Here is a 19,230-nt window from a genome sequence, read left to right on the forward strand (position 1 = left end):
GGCATTATGCGCATTCCCGCAGAGAACGCAACTGCGCCTGGCAACTGAGCATGCCCCGCGCGATATGTTTTTCCACCATGCTCACGGAAATACCCATGCGCGCGGCGATCTGCGCGTGCGGCAATTCCTCGAAGACGTGCAGCACGAAGGCGTCGCGACAGCGGGGCGGCAGGGCGTCGATGGCGGCCACGCAGGCTTGCCAGTCCTGGCTGCTTTCCAGCGCCTGTTCCGGCTGCAAATGGCGCGGCGCGGCCGGATGCGCGGCCTCCGGCAGGACGTCGAGTTCCTCGTGCTGGCGCAAGGCGGCGCGGCGGTGCTGGTCGATCAGCAGATTGCGCGCCGTGCGGTACAGCAGCGCGCGCGGTTCGCGCACGGCCCCTTCGCCCAGCACGCGCGCATAGCTTTCCTGCACCAGGTCGGCAGCGGCCTCGCGGTTGCGCACGCTGCGCCAGCAAAAGTTCAACAGTTCTTGGTAATAGCGTGCAACCACGGCGTCCGATGTATGAGTCCGCAGCCAGGAATGCCGCATATGAGAATGATTCTCATTATATGCCATGCTGGGCATGCGGCGTTAAGCGGCTTGGCTCACCGTGGCAGACGTACAACGCTTTGCCGCTGGCCGGCCATGCGTTACCATCGGAAGTTAACAGGGAGGCAAGATGGCTATTCAAATTATCAATACGGCGCCGATGGCCGGCCAGCGGCCTGGCACCTCGGGCTTGCGCAAGAAGGTGGGCGTGTTCAGCCAGCCGCAGTATCTGGAAAACTTCGTGCAGAGCGTTTTTGACACGCTCGGCGACTGCCGCGGCCAGACTTTGGTGCTGGGCGGCGACGGCCGTTTTTACAACCGCGCGGCCATCCAGACCGTGTTGCGCATGGCGGCCGCGCATGGTTATGCGCGCGTGCTGCTGGGGCAGGGCGGCATCCTGTCGACGCCGGCTGTCAGCTGCGTCATCCGCAAGCATGGCGCCAGCGGCGGCATCATCCTGTCGGCCAGCCATAATCCGGGCGGCCCCGATGGCGATTTCGGCATCAAATACAACATCGCCAATGGCGGCCCGGCGCCGGAAAAGGTCACCGAAGCCATCTACGCCTGCACGCAAACGATTAGCGAATACCGCATCAGCGATGCGGCCGACATCGACCTCGACAAACTGGGGTCGGTGCGCATCGAGCAGATGACGGTCGAAGTGATCGACTCCGTTGCCGACTACGGGGAACTGATGCAGCAGCTGTTCGACTTCGACGCCATCCACGCCCTGTTCGCGGGCGGCTTGCGCCTCTGCTTCGACGGCATGCACGCCGTTTCCGGCCCGTATGCGACGGCCATCCTGGAAGGCATGCTGGGCGCGCCGAAAGGCAGCGTCATCAACGGCGTGCCCCTGGAAGACTTCGGCGGCGGCCACCCGGACCCGAACCCCGTCAACGCGCAGGAATTGATTTCCATCATGGCATCCGACGATGCCCCCGACTTCGGCGCCGCCTCCGATGGCGACGGCGACCGCAACATGATCGTCGGCCGCCGCTTCGACGTCACGCCCTCGGACAGCCTGGCGATTTTAGCCGCGAATGCCAGCGTGGCGCCCGGCTACCGCGCCGGCTTGTCCGGCATCGCCCGCTCCATGCCCACGTCGGGGGCGGCCGACCGGGTCGCTAGCGCGCTGGGCATCCCGTGCTACGAGACGCCGACGGGCTGGAAGTTCTTCGGCACTCTGCTCGACGCCGGCATGGTTACCTTGTGCGGCGAGGAAAGCTACGGCACGGGATCAAACCACGTGCGCGAAAAGGATGGTCTGTGGGCCGTCTTGTTCTGGCTCAACCTGGTGGCAGAGAAAAAACAATCGGTGGAAGAGATCGTGCGCGCGCACTGGGCCACGTATGGCCGCCATTACTATTCGCGCCACGATTACGAAGACATCGACAGCGCCAGCGCGCAGCAACTGATGGAAGCCGTGCGCAGCCAGCTGCCCGCCTTGCCGGGTCAGGTACTCAATGGCTACACGGTGGCGCTGGCCGACGATTTCAGCTACACGGACCCCGTCGATGGCTCCGTGGCGACGCAGCAGGGCATCCGCATCATCATGACGGATGGCGCGCGCATCGTGCTGCGCCTGTCCGGCACGGGCACCGAAGGTGCTACCCTGCGCCTGTACCTGGAGCGCTACGAAGCCGATCCCGCGCAGCATGGTATCGCGACGCAGGAAGCGCTGGCGGGGCTGATCGCCGTGGCGGAAACAGTGGCGCAGATCCGCACGCGCACGGGGCGCGATGCGCCGACGGTGACGACGTAAAAAAGAAGGGCGCGTAGGTCGGATTAGCGTGGCATCGCCACGCCTAATCCGACGACATTGATTACGCCTTGCCCGGCACCACGGCCTGGCGGTAGTTGTCCACCATCTTGTAGCGCCTTGCATACAGGCCGAAGGCCAGCATGGCGACGGCGGCAAAGGCGGCGAAGAAGAACATCTGGAAGGCCGTCACGCTGATGCCGCTTTCGGCGATCTTGCCGATCACGCCTTCGTTCATGACGCTGCGGTTGACGATCAGCACCCACAGGTTGCCCACCGTGGTCGACAAATTCCAGAAGCTCATGATGGCGCCCTTCATCGAGACGGGAGCCTGGCTGTACGCAAACTCCAGTCCTGTCGCCGAGACCAGCACTTCGCCGAACGTCAGCAAGGCGTATGGCAGGATCTGCCACATGATGGAGACGGCGTTGCCGCTGTCGAGGGCCAGCTGCAAGAGGCCAATGACGATCCACGCCAGCGAGGAAAAGCCGATGCCGGCCGTCATGCGGCGCAGGGCCGTCGCTTCCAGGCCGAAGCGGTTCAGCATCGGGTACAGCACCAGGTTGTTGAACGGGATTAAGAGCATCACCAGCATCGGGTTCAGCGCCTGCATCTGCGCCGGCAGGAACCAGCTTGGTTTTTCCATGGTGTTCGCTTGCACGATCCACGTCGAGGCCTTCTGGTCGAACAGCGAAAAGAAGGGCGTGACGAGGGCGAAGATGACGAGGATGCGCAGCACGGCGCGCACGCCTTCGACGGCTTCGTCCGGGTGGATGCCGCGTGCGCGTTCCAGTTGCATGGCCGTGCCGATGCTGCCGAAGGCCAGCAGCAATACCAGCGCGGTACACGCCGAAATCACGAAGCCCCATTCGGGAATGCTGTAGAACGCATACAGGGCGCCGATCACGCCGACGTAAGCCACATACAGGCCGGGACGCGATCCGCCGTCGACGCGCGCCAGTAGGGCCGTGCGGGCTACGCGGGTGAACGAGTCGGGATTCGGCGGCGCCGGCGGCACGTGCACGTATTTCTTGGCGCCCATCCAGAAGACGATGGTGGCGGCCAGCATCATGATGCCGGGGATGCCGAAGGCGATCGATGGACCATAGTCGCGCAGGAACATCGGCATCAGCAGCGAGGCGAAGAAGGAGCCGAAGTTGATGATCCAGTAGAACAGGTCGAAGACCAGTTTGGCCTTGTGCTTGTTGGTCTGGTCAAACTGGTCGCCGACAAACGAGGCCACCAGTGGCTTGATGCCGCCGGAACCGAAGGCGATCAGGAACAGGCCGAAATAGAAGCCGTTGACGCTGTTTTCAAACAGGGCCAGGCAGGCATGGCCGGCGCAATACACGAGGCTGAGCCAGAAGATGGTGTTGTACTTGCCAAAGAAGCGGTCGGCCAGCCAGCCGCCCAGCAGCGGGAAGAAATACACGCCAATGACGAAGGTATGGAAGACGTGCTTGGCTTCGCCCGTGCGCTGGTCGATCGGGATCATCAGCAGCAAGGTGCTGATGAGGAATGGCGTCAGGATGTTGCGCATGCCGTAAAAGCTGAAGCGTTCGCAGCCTTCGTTGGCGATGATGTACGGTATTTGCCGCGGCATTTTGCCCGTGGCGGTTTGTGTCTCGGCCGATGACATTGGCTCTCCCCAAGTTTTTTTTGTAAGCCGCGATGCTAAGGCCTGCCGCGTTTGCTTGCAACAGAAAAAACGGCCTGTCCGCTATTTTGCAGGGATTTGTAAGGTATTGATTTTCATAATGACATTACTTGCGGCACTGGCACTGGCACTGGCACTGGCACGCGCCGGGTGGGGCAGCAAGAGTTGCATTTGCAGCATGCCATCCGATGCGGGACAGTTTTCCAGGGTAAAACCGCAAGCCAGGTAGAGTGTCAATGCCGCGTGGTTGTCCTGTGCCACGGCAAGGCGCACGCGGCCCAGCTCGGGAATGGCGCAGGCATGGTCGATGGCGGCCTGCACCAGTTGCCGTCCCGCGCCGCGCCCGCGCGCCTGCGGCGTCACATACACGCCCCACAGGTTGGCCTTGTCGTGCACGACGGAGATCGGTTCGCGGCGCAGGCCGGCAATGGCGATCAATTGTTCCTTGTCAAAAGCGCCAAATATTATTTGCTTGGAAGTGGCGTGCAAGCGCTGGGCGATCTGTGCCAGCGGCAAGCCGCTTTCTGCCGCATGCGTGGTGCAGAAGGCGGCGGGCAGTTCGGCGATGCCGGCCAGGCGCAGCGCGCGATAGGCGCTGGCGTCGTCTGGCGTGAGGGGGCGGACACTGGTGGCGGGCATGTGGGCGAGTATCGGGCTTCGATGCCAGAAAGTAAAGCTTGCGCTACAACGCCAGCGTAGTTACTGCGTGGCGATGCGCTGCATGGGCGCATTGTCCTTGCGCCATTGTTCCAGGCTGATCAGGTCGCCGCTGACGATGTCGTCGACGAGGATGCGCTTGCCATCGGGCGTGACGACAAAGCTTTCCCAGCGGTGCGCCGCATCGGGCGTGCTTTCGAAAAAGCTCAGCTGGTAGCAAACGACGCCATCGACCAGGCGCGTCTCGGGCGACGTTTCCATCACGGCGCCGTGCGAGCGGCCGCCGGTAGCCTTTTCGATATGCGCTGACCAGGCCTTGATTTCCGGCAACGCCATCAGCGCATCGACGGCGCGCGCGTTCTGCTCTTGCGCCGCCTGGCTGCTCGCGGCATTGCCCCCGTGCGGCGCGGATTGCTGGTGCAGGTAGAAAGCGACTAGCCCGGCGGCCAGCAAGCCGGCCAGGATGCCGGCGATGATGGTGGTTTTGGAAGAAGAGGCGCGTGGCGGCATGGCGGTAGTGGCGTCAGAAGGTGGAGGATGGCGGCCATGCTAAAGCAAAACGCGCAGGCGGGCAATCGCCGGGCTCGCCAAACGGGTTTGCGGAACAGGTTTGCCAAATCCATAGACGAAAAAAAGCCACCTTCCGTAGAAGGTGGCTTTCGGGGCTGCCGGGCAGGCGCAAACAGCTTTTGGTCTGCCTGTCCTGTGCCGGCGTGTGCGGCCAGTCGCGCCGTCGCCTGCGCGACTGGCCGCCGGGGTTACATCATGCCGTCCATGCCGCCCATGCCGCCCATACCACCCATGCCGCCGCCCATGCCGCCGCCTGCTTTGTCGTCAGCGATTTCGCAGACCATGCAGTCGGTTGTCAGCATCAGCGAAGCGATCGAAGCGGCGTTTTGCAGCGCCGAACGGGTCACTTTGGCTGGGTCCAGGACGCCCATTTCAACCATGTCGCCATACGTGCCGTTGGCAGCGTTGTAGCCGTAGTTGCCCGTACCAGCCAGTACGGCTGCCACGACGACCGAAGCTTCTTCGCCAGCGTTTTGCACGATCATGCGCAGTGGCTCTTCCATTGCGCGCAGGACGATCTTGATACCGGCATCTTGATCAGGATTGTCGCCCTTGACCGTGATGTTGGCGCGTGCGCGCAGCAGGGCTACGCCGCCGCCTGGCACGATGCCTTCTTCCACGGCAGCGCGGGTCGCGTGCAGTGCATCTTCCACGCGGGCTTTTTTCTCTTTCATTTCGACTTCGGTGGCTGCGCCAACCTTGATCACGGCAACGCCGCCAGCCAGTTTGGCTACGCGCTCTTGCAGTTTTTCACGGTCGTAGTCCGAGGTCGCTTCTTCGATCTGTACACGCACTTGTTTTACGCGTGCTTCGATCGAGGCAGCTTCGCCGGCGCCATCGATGACGATGGTGTTTTCCTTGCCCACTTCGATGCGTTTCGCTTGGCCCAGTTCGGCCAGGGTCACTTTTTCCAGGGTCAGGCCGACTTCTTCAGCGATCACTTGGCCGCCGGTCAGGACAGCGATGTCTTCCAGCATGGCTTTGCGGCGGTCGCCGAAGCCAGGTGCTTTCACTGCGCAAGTCTTCAGGATGCCGCGGATGTTGTTCACAACCAGGGTCGCCAGCGCTTCGCCTTCGATGTCTTCCGCGATGATCAGCAGTGGACGGCCAGCTTTAGCGACTTGTTCCAGTACCGGCAGCAGGTCACGGATGTTCGAGATTTTCTTGTCGCACAGCAGGACGAATGGGCTGTCCAGTACGGCAACTTGTTTCTCTGGGTTGTTGATGAAGTATGGTGACAGGTAGCCGCGGTCGAACTGCATGCCTTCAACGATGTCCAGCTCGTCGTTCAGCGACTTGCCGTCTTCCACCGTGATCACGCCTTCTTTGCCGACTTTTTCCATCGCTTCAGCGATACGCTCGCCGATCGAGTAGTCCGAGTTCGCCGAGATCGCGCCAACTTGGGCGATTTCCTTGGTCGTGGTGCAAGGACGGGCGATTTTCGCCAGTTCTTCGACGGTGGCAGCAACTGCTTTGTCGATACCGCGCTTCAGGTCCATCGGGTTCATGCCGGCGGCAACGAACTTCATGCCTTCGCGCACGATGGCTTGTGCCAGCACGGTCGCGGTGGTGGTGCCGTCACCGGCGTTGTCGCTGGTGCGGGAAGCAACTTCCTTGACCATTTGCGCGCCCATGTTCATGAGCTTGTCTTTGAGTTCGACTTCTTTCGCTACCGATACACCATCCTTGGTGACGGTAGGGGCGCCGAACGAGCGCTCCAGGACCACGTTGCGGCCTTTCGGGCCCAGCGTTACTTTGACTGCGTTGGCGAGGATATTGACGCCTTCGACCATCTTGGCGCGCGCTGCGTCGCCGAATACTACTTCTTTAGCTGCCATGTTCAATTCTCCTGAGTTTCGGGATGTATCTGTCTACAACGTGGAAACAATTACTTGACGACGATCGCCATGATGTCTTCTTCGCGCATGACCAGCAGCTCATCGCCGTCAACTTTGACGGTTTGGCCGGCGTACTTGCCGAACAGGACGCGGTCGCCTACTTTGACATCCAGAGGACGGACTTTGCCGTCGTCGAGAATCTTGCCATTGCCTACGGCAAGGACTTCGCCTTGATCCGGTTTTTCAGCAGCTGCATCAGGAATGATGAGGCCGGACGCAGTTTTGGTTTCCTGGTCGAGGCGTTTGACGATGACGCGATCGTTCAATGGGCGCAGATTCATACAAAACTCCTTAAAGTTCAATGGATAAGTGTTGCTAAGTGAATACATGCCTGGCACAGCGCCAGACGTGCTTTCAGTGACCGCCGTTGAAAGCAGCCCGCAACGGTCAAGCAAACCCCATGTCATCCTGTCCTTGCCTGTCTCCGGCAGTGGTGCATCGCGGCGTCGCCCGCCGCGTAGCGTTCCCTGCAGTGGTCTGGCAAGCACCATCAGTCCTGAGGATTGCTACGAAAGAGTTTGTTAGCACTCTCTACTAACGAGTGCTAATTATAGGGACGGTAGGGGGCTTATTCAAGGGCTTATTCACCGGAAAGATATGCTTGGACGTTCTGCGCAGCCTGCATTTACACAGGGTTTGCGCTGGCGCAAGCCAACTTGCCGGGCGTCAGCAACAGGCGCGACTCTAGCATGCTCGGCAGACGAGGGGTGTTCCCGTACGCGCAGGAAACAGAGTTTTACTATGAAATTTGATAAGATGATTGCAATTGCATATCAATATCAGCATTTAAGCCAGAAAGAACAGCATGCCACTCCCGATTTCCCATCCCGTCCTGCGCCTGCTGGGCGCCACCCTCATCGGTCTCGTTTGCCTGGGCAATGCCGCCGCGCAAACGCCCACCATTGTCGACGAGATCACCGTGGCGGCCCTGACGCCTCTGGAAAAGAAAATGCTGCTTAACGACCTGTTCAACGACCTGAACAAGGATGACGACGACCAGGAAGCGCATGTATGGGACAACGGCGGTGACAGTGGCGTGCTGGTGAAAGTGACGTATAACTTCAGCAATTCCGGCATGACGGAACACAGCCTGAAGGCCCACGTCTGCCGCGACCTGAAATTCGTCGTTACGGCGGGTGGCAAGTCGCAGGACCTGAGCCGGCGCACCTGTTCGCAGAACAGCGGCAACTGGGATGTGCAGGGCAAAGACCCGGCGCCCGCCGTGTATCCGCCTTTCCTGTCCGACGTCACTATCGCCAAGCTGAATGCGAAGGAAAAACAAGCCTTGCTGACGGCCGCCGTGCGCACCTTGAAAGACGAAGAGGATGGCAAGACGCGCCAGTGGAGCAACAAGGGCCTGGGCAATGCGGCGCCGCTGGCAGTGCGCCTGACACCCTCGCGGACGGACGCCAAACCTGGCAGCTACAGCCGTACTTGCCGCGACTTGACGATGGTGCTTGACGGCAAGGGCGGACAACAGACGCTGACGCGCCGCTCTTGCGAAAACCGCTATGGCGGACTCGATATCGAAGCCGATTACGTCGACGAGTAAAACGCTGCCATCGGTGCGCTGAAAGATGCCCGCACTTGGCGAAAAGCGCCGGAAAAAGTGTGTATTGTCCGCCAACTGCCCTGCATTGATGTAAATATGTGTGACAGCGGCGTGATTCGATTGACGCCCATGGAGCGTCCGCCCTATAGTGGCGGGATGATTTCCGAATTCAACGAATTATCCGACAAAATAGGCCTGCTGGCCGAAATGACCCATGCGCTGCGTCGTGAAAACGCGCAACTGCGCAAGGACAATGCCGCCCTGGCCGCCGATAACGCGCAGTATGTGCAACGCATGCGCGAGGCGCAGGAGCGCGTGGAAGCATTGCTGGAAAAAATTCCCGAACTGGTGCAAGCGGGCCTGGAGCAAGCCGCTTCGGAAGCGGGCGCCTATATTGCCGAGAACGAGAAGGAAGCGTAATGCCGCGTGTCGATGTCAATATCATGGGCCAGTCCTACAGCATGGTGTGCCGCGATGGCGAAGAGCGCGCGCTGCGCGAAGCGGCGATCTATCTCGATAGCAAAATGAAAGCCATCCGCGACGCGGGTAAGGTCAAGGGCAACGACCGCATCGCCGTACTGGCCGCCCTGGGCGTGGCTGCGGAATTCCTTTCCGTGAAGTCGCCGCAAGGTCCGCTATCGGAGTTGACGATACTGGAAGTGAAGCAGAAAATCTCGGCCATGCACACGGTATTGGATAGCGCCCTGACGCCCCAGGAAAACCTCTTTTAAGCGGACACAGTACGATTTGTCTTTGCGATGCGCGATCAAAGGAGTAAACTTGGGTCTACCCTGCGGTGTTCGCGATTGCCATATATTCCTTGAACCATTTATGCGCATCGGTTGCGAATTTTGTTTGATGGGAGTGAGCGTCGCTCGTTCGACGAACCCGAAATTGAACTAACGTGACCACCTTGAACCGTTTGGTTCGGGATGCCGGCATAGCGGCACAGGCGGGGCCCAATTTGTATTACCACTGAAAACGGTTGCCGCATCATGCGCAACCGTTTTTTTACGCCTGTCGCTTTGATACGGAGTCTAGATGAAACAATACTGGCTGATGAAATCCGAACCCGATGAGGTGAGCATCGACGACCTGATGGCCGCGCCGCAGCACACCTTGCCGTGGTTCGGCGTGCGCAACTACCAGGCACGCAACTTCATGCGCGATGGCATGCAGGTAGGTGATGGCGTGCTGTTTTATCATTCCAGCTGCCCGCAGCCGGGCGTGGCGGGCGTGGCCGAAGTGGCCAGCGGCGCGTATCCCGATCACAGCCAGTTTGAAGAGGGGGGCAAATATTTCGATGCCAAGGCCACGCCTGAACAGCCGCGCTGGATCAGCGTCGACGTGCGCGGCGTGAAGAAGACGGCGCTGCTGCCCCTGTCCGAAATGCGCCAGATGCCGGAGCTGGAAGACATGCTGCTGTTGAAGAAGGGCAGCCGTTTGTCCATCACGCCCGTGACGCCGGCGCAATGGAAAGTGATTACAAGCAACTTGAAGGCATAGGGCGGCCGGTCAGGCGTCCGCCACGCGGGCCTTGGTGGGCGGCGTGCCCATCACCTGGCTTTTGTGTGCCCACACCAGCAGCGCGATGGCGCCGACGATCATCGGCAAGGACAGCATCTGGCCCGAGGTGATCGGCACGCCCAGCCAGACGACTTCCCAGTCCGGCGTGCGGAAGTATTCCGTGAAGAAGCGCGCGCAGCCGTACAACAGGGTGAACATGGCGCCGACGGCCATGCGCGGGCGCTGCTTGCGCGCATACAGCCACAGGATGATGAACACCAAAATGCCGTCGACCAGCATCTGGTAGAGGGGCGACGGGTGCACGGGATAAGGGATGCCAGGCCACTGCATGGCCCACGGCAGGCTTTCCGGGGCGATGCGGCCCGGCAGTTCGGCATTGATGAAGTTGCCCAGGCGGCCGGCCGCATAACCGAGCGGCACCAGCGGCGCGATGAAGTCGAGCACGTCGAACAGGTTGCGGCCCGCCTTGCGGCTCCACAGGTACATGGCCAGGATGACGCCGAGGAAACCGCCATGGAAGGACATGCCGCCATGCCAGACCATGAAGATCTCGAGCGGATTGTGCATGAAGTATTCGGGGCGGTAAAACAGCACTTCGCCCAGGCGTCCGCCGATCACCACCCCCAGCATGCCGTAGAACAGCATGTCATCGAGGTCTTCCTTCTTCCAGCCCAGCACGGCGATATGCGGCTGCTTGATGCGCACGCGGCCCAGGATAATGAACAGGGCAAAGGCCAGCACATACATCAGGCCGTACCAGTGCACGGCGAGCGGGCCGATTTGTATGGCGATCGGGTCGGGCATCGGGTGGTTCAGCATGGGGTTTCTTTCTTTGTTTAAAGCCAAGGTTGCGTAGTATGGGGGCGCTTGCGGTTTTTTGCCTTAGCGGCCACTTAATTTAATCGGCGCTAGCGCTGATCTGCTTGCGCAGCAGCGCCAGGAAACCCTGCAACACGGCGGACGGATTGTCGCGGCGCCAGGCCAGGCCTGTTTCCACCAGCGGCGTGGCGTCCTGCAGCGGCCTGTATTCTACGCCCGGGCGCATCAGATTCGATACCGATTGTGGCACAAGCGCGATACCCATGCCAGCTGAGACGAGGCTGACGATGGTTTGCATCTGGATCGCTTCCTGGCCGATCTGCGGTGTGATACCGGCCGCGCGGAACACGCCGAGGATCGCGTCGTGCAGGGCGGGCGAGATCGCGCGCGGGAAGATGATCAAAGGCAGGGGCGGCAGGTCGCGCAGGCGCACGGGTCCAGGCACCGTCAAGATGTCGAGTCCGGACGGCGCCGCCAGCACCAGCGGTTCGGCCAGCACGGGCAGGTAATCGAGTTCCCCTTTCGCCTTCTCTGGCAGGGGTGGTATCAACAGGCCCGCATCCGTGCGCCCGGCCAGCAGTTCGTCCAGTTGCAGGTCGGAGGTGGCTTCCTGCAGCGCGATCTGCACTTGCGGATAGGCTGTCTGGTACGCGCGCAGCAGGGGTGGTAGCACGCTGTAGTCGGCCGAGGAGACAAACGCCAGGCTCAATCGCCCCGCCGCGCCCTGCGCGGCCCGCCGCACCAGCGCGGGCAGATCGAACGCCTGCGCCAGCAGCCGGCGCGCCTCGGGCAGCAGGGCAGTGCCGGCCGGCGTCAGCTGTACCTCGCGCCGGGTGCGCACGAACAGGGGCGCGCCCAGCAGTTCTTCCAGGGCCATGATGGTTTGCGACAGGGGTGGCTGCGTCATGTGCAGGCGCGCGGCGGCGCGGCCGAAGTGCAATTCTTCGGCGACGGTGACGAAATAGCGCAACTGGCGCAGCTCAAGGTTCATGCGGGACGTTTCATATGTATTTCCATGTGGAATAAGTGCTGTGATATGTAAAACGACTCACACGCACGTGCATCATATATTTGACAGTGGGGCGCGCGCAAGGCAATCTGACGTACCCTCACTGTATGCAGGGTTTTACTGCCAACCCGCACAGTCAGGCACCAACACTTTTGGAAGGTCCATCATGCCGCAATACCGCTCCCGCACCACCACCCACGGCCGCAACATGGCTGGCGCCCGCGCCCTGTGGCGCGCCACCGGCATGAAGGATGGCGATTTCGACAAGCCGATCATCGCTGTCGTCAACTCATTTACGCAGTTCGTGCCCGGTCACGTGCACCTGAAAGACCTGGGACAGATGGTGGCGCGCGAAATCGAGGCGGCCGGCGGCGTGGCCAAGGAATTCAACACCATCGCCGTCGATGACGGCATCGCCATGGGCCACGGCGGCATGCTGTATTCGCTGCCGTCGCGCGACCTGATCGCCGACTCCGTCGAATACATGGTCAATGCCCACTGCGCCGACGCCATGGTCTGCATTTCAAACTGCGACAAGATCACGCCGGGCATGCTGATGGCCGCCATGCGCATCAACATCCCCGTCGTGTTTATTTCCGGCGGGCCGATGGAAGCGGGCAAGGTCGTCAAGGTTGTCAACGGCACGCAGAAGATCATCAAGCTGGACCTGGTCGACGCCATGATCAAGGCGGGCGACAGCAGCGTCTCCGACGCCGATGTGGCGGAAATCGAACGTTCGGCCTGCCCGACCTGCGGTTCGTGCTCCGGCATGTTTACGGCCAACTCGATGAATTGTTTGACCGAGGCGCTGGGCCTGGCTCTGCCCGGCAACGGCACGATTCTGGCCACGCACTCGGACCGCCAGCAGCTGTTCCTGCGCGCGGGCCGCCTGATCGTCGAACTGGCCAAGCGCCACTACGAGCAGGACGATTACTCGGTGCTGCCCCGTTCCATCGCTTCCAAGGCGGCCTTCGAGAACGCCATGGCGCTCGACGTGTCCATGGGCGGTTCGACCAACACCGTGCTGCACTTGCTGGCCGCCGCCCACGAGGCGGAAGTGGAATTCACGATGGCCGACATCGACCGCATTTCGCGCAAGGTACCGTGCCTGTGCAAGGTGGCGCCGATGACGGACAAATACCATATCGAAGACGTGCACCGCGCGGGCGGCATCGTGGGCATCCTGGGCGAACTGGCGCGTGCCGGCCTGCTCAACACCACTTTACCGACCATCCACGCGACTACCCTGGCCGATGCCATTGCGCAAAACGACATCATGTGCACGGACGATCCGGCCGTGCATGAATTGTTCCGCGCCGCCCCCGGCGGCGTGCCGACGCAGACCGCGTTCTCGCAGTCGGAGCGCTTCGCTGCCGTCGACAAGGACCGCAGCACCGGCTGCATCCGCGACAAGGCCCACGCGTATTCGCAGGATGGCGGCCTGGCCGTCTTGTACGGCAACCTGGCCGAGAAAGGCTGCATCGTCAAGACGGCCGGCGTGGATGAAAGCATTTTGAAATTCTCGGGCAAGGCGCGCGTGTTCGAAAGCCAGGACGCGGCCGTGGCAGCGATTCTGGAAGACAGCGTGCATGAAGGCGACGTCGTCATCATCCGCTACGAAGGCCCGAAAGGCGGCCCGGGCATGCAGGAAATGCTGTATCCGACCTCGTACATCAAATCCAAGGGCCTGGGCAAGGCGTGCGCGTTGTTCACGGACGGGCGCTTCTCGGGCGGTTCCTCGGGCCTGGTGATCGGCCACGCCTCGCCGGAAGCGGCCGAAGGCGGCGCCATTGGCCTGGTGGAAGAGGGCGATTTCATCGATATCGACATCCCCCAGCGCACGATCAATCTGCGCGTCACGGATGCCCAGCTGGCCGCGCGCCGCGCCGCCATGGAAGCGAAGGGCGATGCGGCCTGGCTGCCCGTCAACCGCGAGCGCTACGTGTCGCAGGCCTTGCAGGCGTATGCGGCCCTGACGACATCGGCCGACCGTGGCGCCGTGCGCGACCTGTCGCAACTGAAGAAGCGCTGATTTGTTGCGCAGTTAAGACAGCCGGCCCCGATCTACTGCGCGGGGCCGGCTGTCGTTACATCGCCTTACAAACAACATGGTCATGCGCGCGCAGATGGGGCAGAATATGACTGCCTCCTGAATACATTGCGTTACTACATTGAAACGCTTGATCTGGGCTCGTGGTGCATCTGCGGAAACACAGTAAAATGCCGCAGGAAGTAACTTTGGAGAAAAGACAATGAAACGTTTTATGTTGGTGAGTGTATTGGCCGTATCGGCTCTGGCATCGCAAGCAGCGTTGGCCAATCCGGACCTGGCGAAAGCAAAAAACTGCATGGCTTGCCACGCGGTGAGCACGAAACTGGTGGGCCCTGCGTTCAAGGACGTGGCTGCCAAGTATGCCGGTCAGAAAGACGCTGAAAACAAGCTCGTGGCGAAAGTCATGAAGGGCGGTTCGGGTACTTGGGGCGCGATCCCGATGCCAGCGAACCCGCAAGTGAGCGATGCGGAAGCCCATACCCTGGTCAAATGGGTACTGGCACAGAAATAATCTGTGCCGTAGTACCTGCAATCAGCGCGCCGGCAATCCCGGCGCATTTTTTTTGCCCGCTTTCTTGTGCAGATTTCCCATGCCCTCCAGTGTCGCCCGCACGGCCGCGTCGAGCGGCGTATGCGGCTCCCGGCCCAGCACGGCCAGCAGGGCTTGCTGCCCACGCAAGTAGCGCTGGCGCTGCGGCCCCATGCGGAAACCATGGAGCATGCGGCAGCGTGCGCTGCCGCGCCACCTTCGACGCGCTGGCCGAAGGATTATGCGATTACGTTGCCAGCCAACCGCTTACTTGATGACTTCCATCTTGGTTTTCTTGCCTTCCCGATACGTAAAGAGCGTCAGCGCGCCATCCTTGATGTCGCCGTTGGCGTCGAACGAGATCGGACCCGTCACGCCCTGGTATTGCACCTTGGCCAGGAACGGCAGGTAGACGGATGGTTTCGACGATTTGGCGTCGGCCATGGCGGTGGCCATGGTCATCACGGCATCGTAGACATATGGCGCGTACAGCTGCACTTCCATATTGTATTTCTGCTTGTAGCGGGCGCGGAAATCGTCCATGCCTTTTTGCAGTGGGCCCGTCACGCCGCCCGCTTCCGCGCAGGTGACCATGTCTTCGCCCACGGCGTCGCCCGCCAGCTTGCCCAGCGGTTCCGTGCACAGGCCGTCGCCACCCATGAACTTGGCCTTGATGCCCAGTGCCTTCATCTGGCGCAGCATGGGACCGCCCACGGAATCCATGCCGCCGAAGAAGATCAGGTCGGGATTTTTCGATTTGATGCTGGTCAGAATGGCATTGAAGTCGGTGGCGTTGGCATTCGTAAATTCCTTGCCGACGATTTGCACGCCTGGCGCCGCCTTCTTGGCGCCCTTGACGAACTGTTCCGCCACGCCCTGGCCGTAAGCCGTGCGGTCATCGATGACGGCGATTTTCTTCGCTTGCAGCTTACCCACGGCATATGCGCCCAAAGTCCCTCCCAGCTTGTTGTCATTGGCGACGACGCGGAAGGCCGTCTTGAATTTTTGCTGGGTGTACGTCGGGTTGGTGGCCGCCGGGGAAATCTGCGGAATGCCGGCATTGAAGTAAATGCGCGAAGCGGGAATCGTCGTGCCCGAGTTCAGGTGGCCGACCACGCCGTTGACCTTGGCGTCGACCAGCTTTTGCGCCACGGCCGTGCCCTGCTTCGGATCGGCTGCGTCATCTTCGGGTACCAGCACGAATTTGACGGCTTTGCCGTCGATCTTGAAGCCTTTGGCGTTCAAATCCTCGATGGCCATCTTGGCCGCGTTCTCGTTATCCTTGCCCAGGTGGGAGCTGGCGCCAGAGACCGGGGCGACATGGCCTATCTTGATGATTTCCTGCGCGCCCGCATGGCCGGCAAAAGCGAGGGCGAGGGCGAGAGGAAGGACTTTGGTCTTGAGCAGCATAAACATTCTCCAATGGATAAAGATACGGCGGCGTCTCGTGAAAACCGCTACGACAGGCGGTACGTGTGAAGAAAGGTACAACAAAAAACAGGCGGCGCAAAGCCGCTTTTGGGGCTTTTTGCATTTTGTCGCAACAATCACCAAAGTGAGGCGCGATGCAACGATTTCGCAGGCGCGAGCGCACCAAAGAATGGCGTTGGAGGAAAGAATAGGGTAGGTCGGGTAGGTCGGGTTAGCGCGCAGCGCGTAACCCGACATTGTGCAGCATGTTCAGGGTTACAGCGTCTGTACGGGCGGATGCAAATGTCCCAGCTCATGGCTCACTGCGTGCGCCACGATCTGTTCCAGCGACTGCTGCAAGTCTTCGCGCAAGGCGCCGCGCATGCCGATCAGGGCGTTTTGCAGGGCCGTCTGCAAGACGTGGGCGATGCGCTCTTCCAGTAGATGGTCGATCTTGCCCTGCACCTGATGCAGGATGCGCTGCGTCAGCCGCTGTTCGATGGCGTCCCAGTCGGGTTGAGGCATGCTGGGCGGTAACACCGGGGACTCTGCTAGCGCCAGCGGCGCCGGTGCGGCAGCTGGCGCCTCCTCCGGCCCCAGCAGCACCTCCGTCAGCAGGGGAATGCCCTGGTCGAATGGCTGCTGGCTCATTGTTTGTCCACTGAGTTACCCGCCACAAAGTGCGTCGGTTGCACGTCTTGCTGGCGGTAGTGCAGGAAGCGCTGGCGGCCCGCCTGCGCATCTTGCTCATCCATGGAGACGATCTCGAAGACGCGCTGGAACTGCGCGTAGTTGGCGGGTGGCAATTGCGACAGGTTGACGAGGATGTCGTGGTGCGGAAGTTCGGCCCTTTCGTCATCGGTCAGGATGATGGGCGTTTGCGCCGCCAGCGGGTCGCCGGCCAGCACGTGCGGCAGGAAATCCGTGGCGGAAATGGTCCACATGGCGCTGTTCAAGGCGTCGAGCTGGGTGCTGTCGGCCGCCAGCACGACGACCTTGTTGCCAGCCATATACGCCTTGCGCGCCAGGCGACAGGCGTAGGCCAGCTTGTCCGGCACATTGCTGTGAAAATCGACGCGGCTCATGGCGATCAAGCGGCCATGCCACTGTGGCGCAGCAGGGCGTCGATCGACGGTTCGCGACCACGGAAGGCCGTAAACGACTCCAGCGCGGGGCGCGAGCCGCCGACGGACAAGATTTCCTGCAGGTAACGCTTACCCGCTGCCGTGGTGGCGGCAGGCCCCAGCGCGCGGGCTTCCTCGAAGGCCGCATAGGCGTCGGCGGACAGCACCTCGGCCCACTTGTAGCTGTAGTAGCCAGCCGCGTAGCCGCCGGAAAAGATATGTCCAAAGGAATTCTGGAAGCGGTTGAAGGCGGGCGGGATGAGCAGCGCGAACTTGGCGCGCACGCCATCGATCAGCTGCTGCACGCTCTGGCCCGTGCCGGCATCGTAGTCATAGTGCAAATGCATGTCGAGCAAGGAAAATTCCACCTGGCGCAGGGTTTGCAAGCCGGACTGGAAATTCTTGGCAGCCAGCATCTTGTCGTACAGCGCGCGCGGCAGCGGCTCGCCCGCGACGGTATGCGCCGTCATGTGTTCGAGCACTTCCCATTCCCAGCAGAAGTTTTCCATGAATTGCGACGGCAATTCCACGGCATCCCATTCGACGCCGGCAATGCCCGACACGCCCAGTTCGTCGACGACGGTCAGCATATGGTGCAAGCCGTGGCCAAATTCGTGGAACAGGGTGATCACTTCATCGTGCGTGAACAGCGCAGGCTGGACCTGGCCATCGACCACGGCCGGCTGCGTGAAATTGCAGGTCAGATAAGCGATCGGCGTTTGTACTTGGCTACCGTCGGCACGGCGGCCACGCGCGTCGTCCATCCAGGCGCCGCCGCTTTTCCCCGCGCGCGCATACAGGTCCAGGTAGAACTGGCCCACCAACTGGCCGTCGCGCTCGATGCGGTAAAAGCGCACGTCAGGGTGCCAGACGGGTGCCGTATCCAGTTTGATTTCGACCGTGAACAGGTTCTGGATCTGACGGAACAGGCCGTCGATCACCTTGTGTTCAGGGAAATACTGTTTGACTTCCTGGGCCGAGAACGCGTAGCGGCGTTCCTGCAGTTTTTCGGAAGCGTAAGGCACGTCCCACGCTTGCAGCTCGTCTATGCCCAGTTCTTCGCGCGCGAATTGTTTCAGCTCGGCCAGGTCCTTCTCGGCGAACGGGCGTGCGCGTTTCGCCAGGTCTTGCAGGAAAGCGATGACTTGCGCGGGCGAGGTGGCCATCTTGGAGACCAGCGACACTTCGGCGAAATTGGCGTAGCCGAGCAGTTTTGCCTCTTCGTTGCGCAGCCGCAACAGGGTAACGATGTTTTGCGTGTTGTCCCAGTCCTCTTTTTTGCTGAAGACGTCACCCTGGTCCGATGCCTTGGTGGCATTGGCGCGGTAGATGGTTTCGCGCAGCGCGCGATTGTCGGCAAATTGCAGGATCGGGTAGTAAGACGGGAAGTGCAGCGAGAATTCGTACCCTTGCTTGCCGGCTTTTTCGGCGGCGGCGCGCGCGGCGGCCTTCACGTCGTCGGGCAGGCCGGCCAGGTCAAGCTCGTTCTCGACCAGCAACTTGTAGTCATTGGTGGCGTCGAGCACGTTTTCGGAAAAACGCGTACCGACGGCCGCATGTTCTTCCTGGATGGCGCCAAAGCGCTCTTTCTTGTCCTCGGGCAACTCGGCGCCTCCCAGGCGGAAGTCGCGCACGGCATTGTCGACGATGCGCCGGCGCGCCGGTGACAGGCTGGCAAAATCGGCGCGGGCCTGCAACTGCTTGTATTTGCCGAAGAGAATTTCGTTCTGGCCCAGCTCGGTCAAGAATTCCGTCACCTTGGGCAGGTTGGCATTGTAGGCGGCGCGCAGTTCCGGCGTATCGACCACGCTATTGAGGTGGTTGACGATGCTCCAGGCGCGGCCCAGGGTTTCGGCGATCTGGTCCTGGGGCGCGACGAAGTTTTCCCAGCTCACTTCTTCCATGGGCGCTTCCAGCCGCACCACCGTGGCGCGCGCCTGGGCCAGCAGGGTATCGATGGCAGGCGTGACATGCTCGTGCGTGATCGCGTCGAAGCGTGGCAGTCCGGAAAAATCAAGCAGGGGATTGGTATTCATCGTCGGTTCGTCCATTCTGTCTTTATATCTTCAGGCGGCAACGCCGCCTGCATACTAGAGCGCCTGAAAAACGTCCTTGGCAAGGCGCGGTGCCGAAGACA

The 19,230-nt window shown here is 61.3% G+C and carries 20 protein-coding genes and 1 other RNA gene; 8 read left to right on the forward strand and 13 right to left on the reverse strand.

Going from position 1 to position 19,230, the window contains the following annotated elements; translation table 11 throughout:
* Positions 1-4: 4 nt before the first annotated feature.
* Positions 5-490 (reverse strand): sigma-70 family RNA polymerase sigma factor, encoded by a 486-nt coding sequence (locus tag ACQ4WS_RS19250; RefSeq protein ID WP_436478679.1) that lies wholly within the window; start codon positions 488-490, stop codon positions 5-7.
* A 169-nt stretch (positions 491-659) separates the two neighbouring features.
* On the opposite strand from ACQ4WS_RS19250, the gene ACQ4WS_RS19255 reads away from it, so the two are divergent.
* A complete protein-coding gene (locus ACQ4WS_RS19255) occupies positions 660-2,291 on the forward strand; it encodes an alpha-D-glucose phosphate-specific phosphoglucomutase (RefSeq protein ID WP_436478680.1) in 1,632 nt (543 codons plus the stop codon).
* Positions 2,292-2,352: 61 nt separating this feature from the next.
* On the opposite strand, the gene ACQ4WS_RS19260 is transcribed toward ACQ4WS_RS19255, so the two are convergent.
* The 5 genes from ACQ4WS_RS19260 to groES form a co-directional block, all read right to left on the reverse strand.
* A complete protein-coding gene (locus tag ACQ4WS_RS19260) occupies positions 2,353-3,927 on the reverse strand; it encodes a POT-type proton-dependent oligopeptide transporter (protein WP_436478681.1) in 1,575 nt (524 codons plus the stop codon).
* Between the two features lie 81 nt (positions 3,928-4,008).
* Positions 4,009-4,584 (reverse strand): GNAT family N-acetyltransferase, encoded by a 576-nt coding sequence (locus tag ACQ4WS_RS19265; protein WP_436478682.1) that lies wholly within the window; start codon positions 4,582-4,584, stop codon positions 4,009-4,011.
* A gap of 60 nt (positions 4,585-4,644) precedes the next feature.
* On the reverse strand, positions 4,645-5,112 hold the full coding sequence (locus tag ACQ4WS_RS19270; RefSeq protein ID WP_436478683.1) for a hypothetical protein: 468 nt from the start codon (positions 5,110-5,112) through the stop codon (positions 4,645-4,647).
* 248 nt (positions 5,113-5,360) lie between these two features.
* Positions 5,361-7,010, reverse strand: coding sequence for a chaperonin GroEL (gene groL, locus ACQ4WS_RS19275; RefSeq protein WP_010400981.1), 1,650 nt, complete (start codon positions 7,008-7,010; stop codon positions 5,361-5,363).
* A 50-nt stretch (positions 7,011-7,060) separates the two neighbouring features.
* Positions 7,061-7,351 carry a co-chaperone GroES gene (gene groES / locus ACQ4WS_RS19280; RefSeq protein ID WP_010400979.1) on the reverse strand — a complete coding sequence of 97 codons (291 nt, stop codon included), beginning with the start codon at positions 7,349-7,351 and terminating at the stop codon, positions 7,061-7,063.
* A gap of 524 nt (positions 7,352-7,875) precedes the next feature.
* On the opposite strand from groES, the gene ACQ4WS_RS19285 reads away from it, so the two are divergent.
* The 5 genes from ACQ4WS_RS19285 (at position 7,876) to ACQ4WS_RS19305 (ending at position 10,128) form a co-directional block, all read left to right on the forward strand.
* Positions 7,876-8,622: a hypothetical protein gene (locus ACQ4WS_RS19285; protein WP_436478684.1), complete on the forward strand. Its 747-nt coding sequence runs from the start codon at positions 7,876-7,878 to the stop codon at positions 8,620-8,622.
* Positions 8,623-8,778: 156 nt separating this feature from the next.
* Positions 8,779-9,042 carry a DUF904 domain-containing protein gene (locus ACQ4WS_RS19290; protein ID WP_099378049.1) on the forward strand — a complete coding sequence of 88 codons (264 nt, stop codon included), beginning with the start codon at positions 8,779-8,781 and terminating at the stop codon, positions 9,040-9,042.
* Positions 9,042-9,353: a cell division protein ZapA gene (locus ACQ4WS_RS19295; protein WP_034747344.1), complete on the forward strand. Its 312-nt coding sequence runs from the start codon at positions 9,042-9,044 to the stop codon at positions 9,351-9,353. Before ACQ4WS_RS19290 ends, ACQ4WS_RS19295 begins: the two co-directional genes overlap by 1 nt.
* Positions 9,354-9,407: 54 nt before the next feature.
* Positions 9,408-9,585: non-coding RNA, 6S RNA (ssrS, locus tag ACQ4WS_RS19300), on the forward strand.
* A 78-nt stretch (positions 9,586-9,663) separates the two neighbouring features.
* Positions 9,664-10,128, forward strand: a complete 465-nt coding sequence (locus ACQ4WS_RS19305; RefSeq protein WP_436478685.1) for an EVE domain-containing protein — start codon at positions 9,664-9,666, stop codon at positions 10,126-10,128.
* A gap of 9 nt (positions 10,129-10,137) precedes the next feature.
* Here ACQ4WS_RS19305 and lgt read toward each other — a convergent pair whose 3' ends face one another.
* Positions 10,138-10,968: a prolipoprotein diacylglyceryl transferase gene (gene lgt / locus ACQ4WS_RS19310; RefSeq protein ID WP_436478686.1), complete on the reverse strand. Its 831-nt coding sequence runs from the start codon at positions 10,966-10,968 to the stop codon at positions 10,138-10,140.
* Positions 10,969-11,047: 79 nt separating this feature from the next.
* Positions 11,048-11,959: a LysR family transcriptional regulator gene (locus ACQ4WS_RS19315; RefSeq protein ID WP_436478687.1), complete on the reverse strand. Its 912-nt coding sequence runs from the start codon at positions 11,957-11,959 to the stop codon at positions 11,048-11,050.
* 184 nt (positions 11,960-12,143) lie between these two features.
* Here ACQ4WS_RS19315 and ilvD point away from each other — a divergent pair, with 184 nt between their 5' ends.
* Positions 12,144-14,009, forward strand: a complete 1,866-nt coding sequence (gene ilvD, locus ACQ4WS_RS19320) for a dihydroxy-acid dehydratase (RefSeq protein ID WP_436478688.1) — start codon at positions 12,144-12,146, stop codon at positions 14,007-14,009.
* A gap of 220 nt (positions 14,010-14,229) precedes the next feature.
* A complete protein-coding gene (locus tag ACQ4WS_RS19325; RefSeq protein ID WP_436478689.1) occupies positions 14,230-14,541 on the forward strand; it encodes a c-type cytochrome in 312 nt (103 codons plus the stop codon).
* Between the two features lie 21 nt (positions 14,542-14,562).
* Here ACQ4WS_RS19325 and ACQ4WS_RS19330 read toward each other — a convergent pair whose 3' ends face one another.
* The 5 genes from ACQ4WS_RS19330 to ACQ4WS_RS19350 form a co-directional block, all read right to left on the reverse strand.
* Complete coding sequence (locus tag ACQ4WS_RS19330; RefSeq protein WP_436478690.1) at positions 14,563-14,751, reverse strand: hypothetical protein; 189 nt, start codon at positions 14,749-14,751, stop codon at positions 14,563-14,565.
* Positions 14,752-14,826: 75 nt separating this feature from the next.
* Complete coding sequence (locus ACQ4WS_RS19335; RefSeq protein ID WP_436478691.1) at positions 14,827-15,969, reverse strand: branched-chain amino acid ABC transporter substrate-binding protein; 1,143 nt, start codon at positions 15,967-15,969, stop codon at positions 14,827-14,829.
* A gap of 276 nt (positions 15,970-16,245) precedes the next feature.
* Positions 16,246-16,620 carry a DUF2486 family protein gene (locus ACQ4WS_RS19340; RefSeq protein ID WP_436478692.1) on the reverse strand — a complete coding sequence of 125 codons (375 nt, stop codon included), beginning with the start codon at positions 16,618-16,620 and terminating at the stop codon, positions 16,246-16,248.
* Positions 16,617-17,054, reverse strand: a complete 438-nt coding sequence (locus ACQ4WS_RS19345) for a DNA polymerase III subunit chi (RefSeq protein WP_436478693.1) — start codon at positions 17,052-17,054, stop codon at positions 16,617-16,619. The genes ACQ4WS_RS19340 and ACQ4WS_RS19345 overlap by 4 nt, the downstream gene beginning before the upstream one ends.
* 5 nt (positions 17,055-17,059) lie before the next feature.
* Positions 17,060-19,129 (reverse strand): M3 family metallopeptidase, encoded by a 2,070-nt coding sequence (locus ACQ4WS_RS19350; RefSeq protein ID WP_436478694.1) that lies wholly within the window; start codon positions 19,127-19,129, stop codon positions 17,060-17,062.
* Between the last annotated feature and the right edge of the window lie 101 nt (positions 19,130-19,230).

Source organism: Janthinobacterium leeuwenhoeki, from assembly GCF_051380795.1.
Lineage (GTDB): Bacteria > Pseudomonadota > Gammaproteobacteria > Burkholderiales > Burkholderiaceae_D > Janthinobacterium.

Coding starts and splice junctions, on each gene's coding strand:
- ACQ4WS_RS19255 (WP_436478680.1), top strand. CDS start 660: ATGGCTATTCAAATTATCAATACGGCGCCGATGGCCGGCCAGCGGCCT.
- ACQ4WS_RS19260 (WP_436478681.1), bottom strand. CDS start 3,927: ATGTCATCGGCCGAGACACAAACCGCCACGGGCAAAATGCCGCGGCAA.
- ACQ4WS_RS19265 (WP_436478682.1), bottom strand. CDS start 4,584: ATGCCCGCCACCAGTGTCCGCCCCCTCACGCCAGACGACGCCAGCGCC.
- ACQ4WS_RS19270 (WP_436478683.1), bottom strand. CDS start 5,112: ATGCCGCCACGCGCCTCTTCTTCCAAAACCACCATCATCGCCGGCATC.
- groL (WP_010400981.1), bottom strand. CDS start 7,010: ATGGCAGCTAAAGAAGTAGTATTCGGCGACGCAGCGCGCGCCAAGATG.
- groES (WP_010400979.1), bottom strand. CDS start 7,351: ATGAATCTGCGCCCATTGAACGATCGCGTCATCGTCAAACGCCTCGAC.
- ACQ4WS_RS19285 (WP_436478684.1), top strand. CDS start 7,876: ATGCCACTCCCGATTTCCCATCCCGTCCTGCGCCTGCTGGGCGCCACC.
- ACQ4WS_RS19290 (WP_099378049.1), top strand. CDS start 8,779: ATGATTTCCGAATTCAACGAATTATCCGACAAAATAGGCCTGCTGGCC.
- ACQ4WS_RS19295 (WP_034747344.1), top strand. CDS start 9,042: ATGCCGCGTGTCGATGTCAATATCATGGGCCAGTCCTACAGCATGGTG.
- ACQ4WS_RS19305 (WP_436478685.1), top strand. CDS start 9,664: ATGAAACAATACTGGCTGATGAAATCCGAACCCGATGAGGTGAGCATC.
- lgt (WP_436478686.1), bottom strand. CDS start 10,968: ATGCTGAACCACCCGATGCCCGACCCGATCGCCATACAAATCGGCCCG.
- ACQ4WS_RS19315 (WP_436478687.1), bottom strand. CDS start 11,959: ATGAACCTTGAGCTGCGCCAGTTGCGCTATTTCGTCACCGTCGCCGAA.
- ilvD (WP_436478688.1), top strand. CDS start 12,144: ATGCCGCAATACCGCTCCCGCACCACCACCCACGGCCGCAACATGGCT.
- ACQ4WS_RS19325 (WP_436478689.1), top strand. CDS start 14,230: ATGAAACGTTTTATGTTGGTGAGTGTATTGGCCGTATCGGCTCTGGCA.
- ACQ4WS_RS19330 (WP_436478690.1), bottom strand. CDS start 14,751: ATGCTCCATGGTTTCCGCATGGGGCCGCAGCGCCAGCGCTACTTGCGT.
- ACQ4WS_RS19335 (WP_436478691.1), bottom strand. CDS start 15,969: ATGCTGCTCAAGACCAAAGTCCTTCCTCTCGCCCTCGCCCTCGCTTTT.
- ACQ4WS_RS19340 (WP_436478692.1), bottom strand. CDS start 16,620: ATGAGCCAGCAGCCATTCGACCAGGGCATTCCCCTGCTGACGGAGGTG.
- ACQ4WS_RS19345 (WP_436478693.1), bottom strand. CDS start 17,054: ATGAGCCGCGTCGATTTTCACAGCAATGTGCCGGACAAGCTGGCCTAC.
- ACQ4WS_RS19350 (WP_436478694.1), bottom strand. CDS start 19,129: ATGAATACCAATCCCCTGCTTGATTTTTCCGGACTGCCACGCTTCGAC.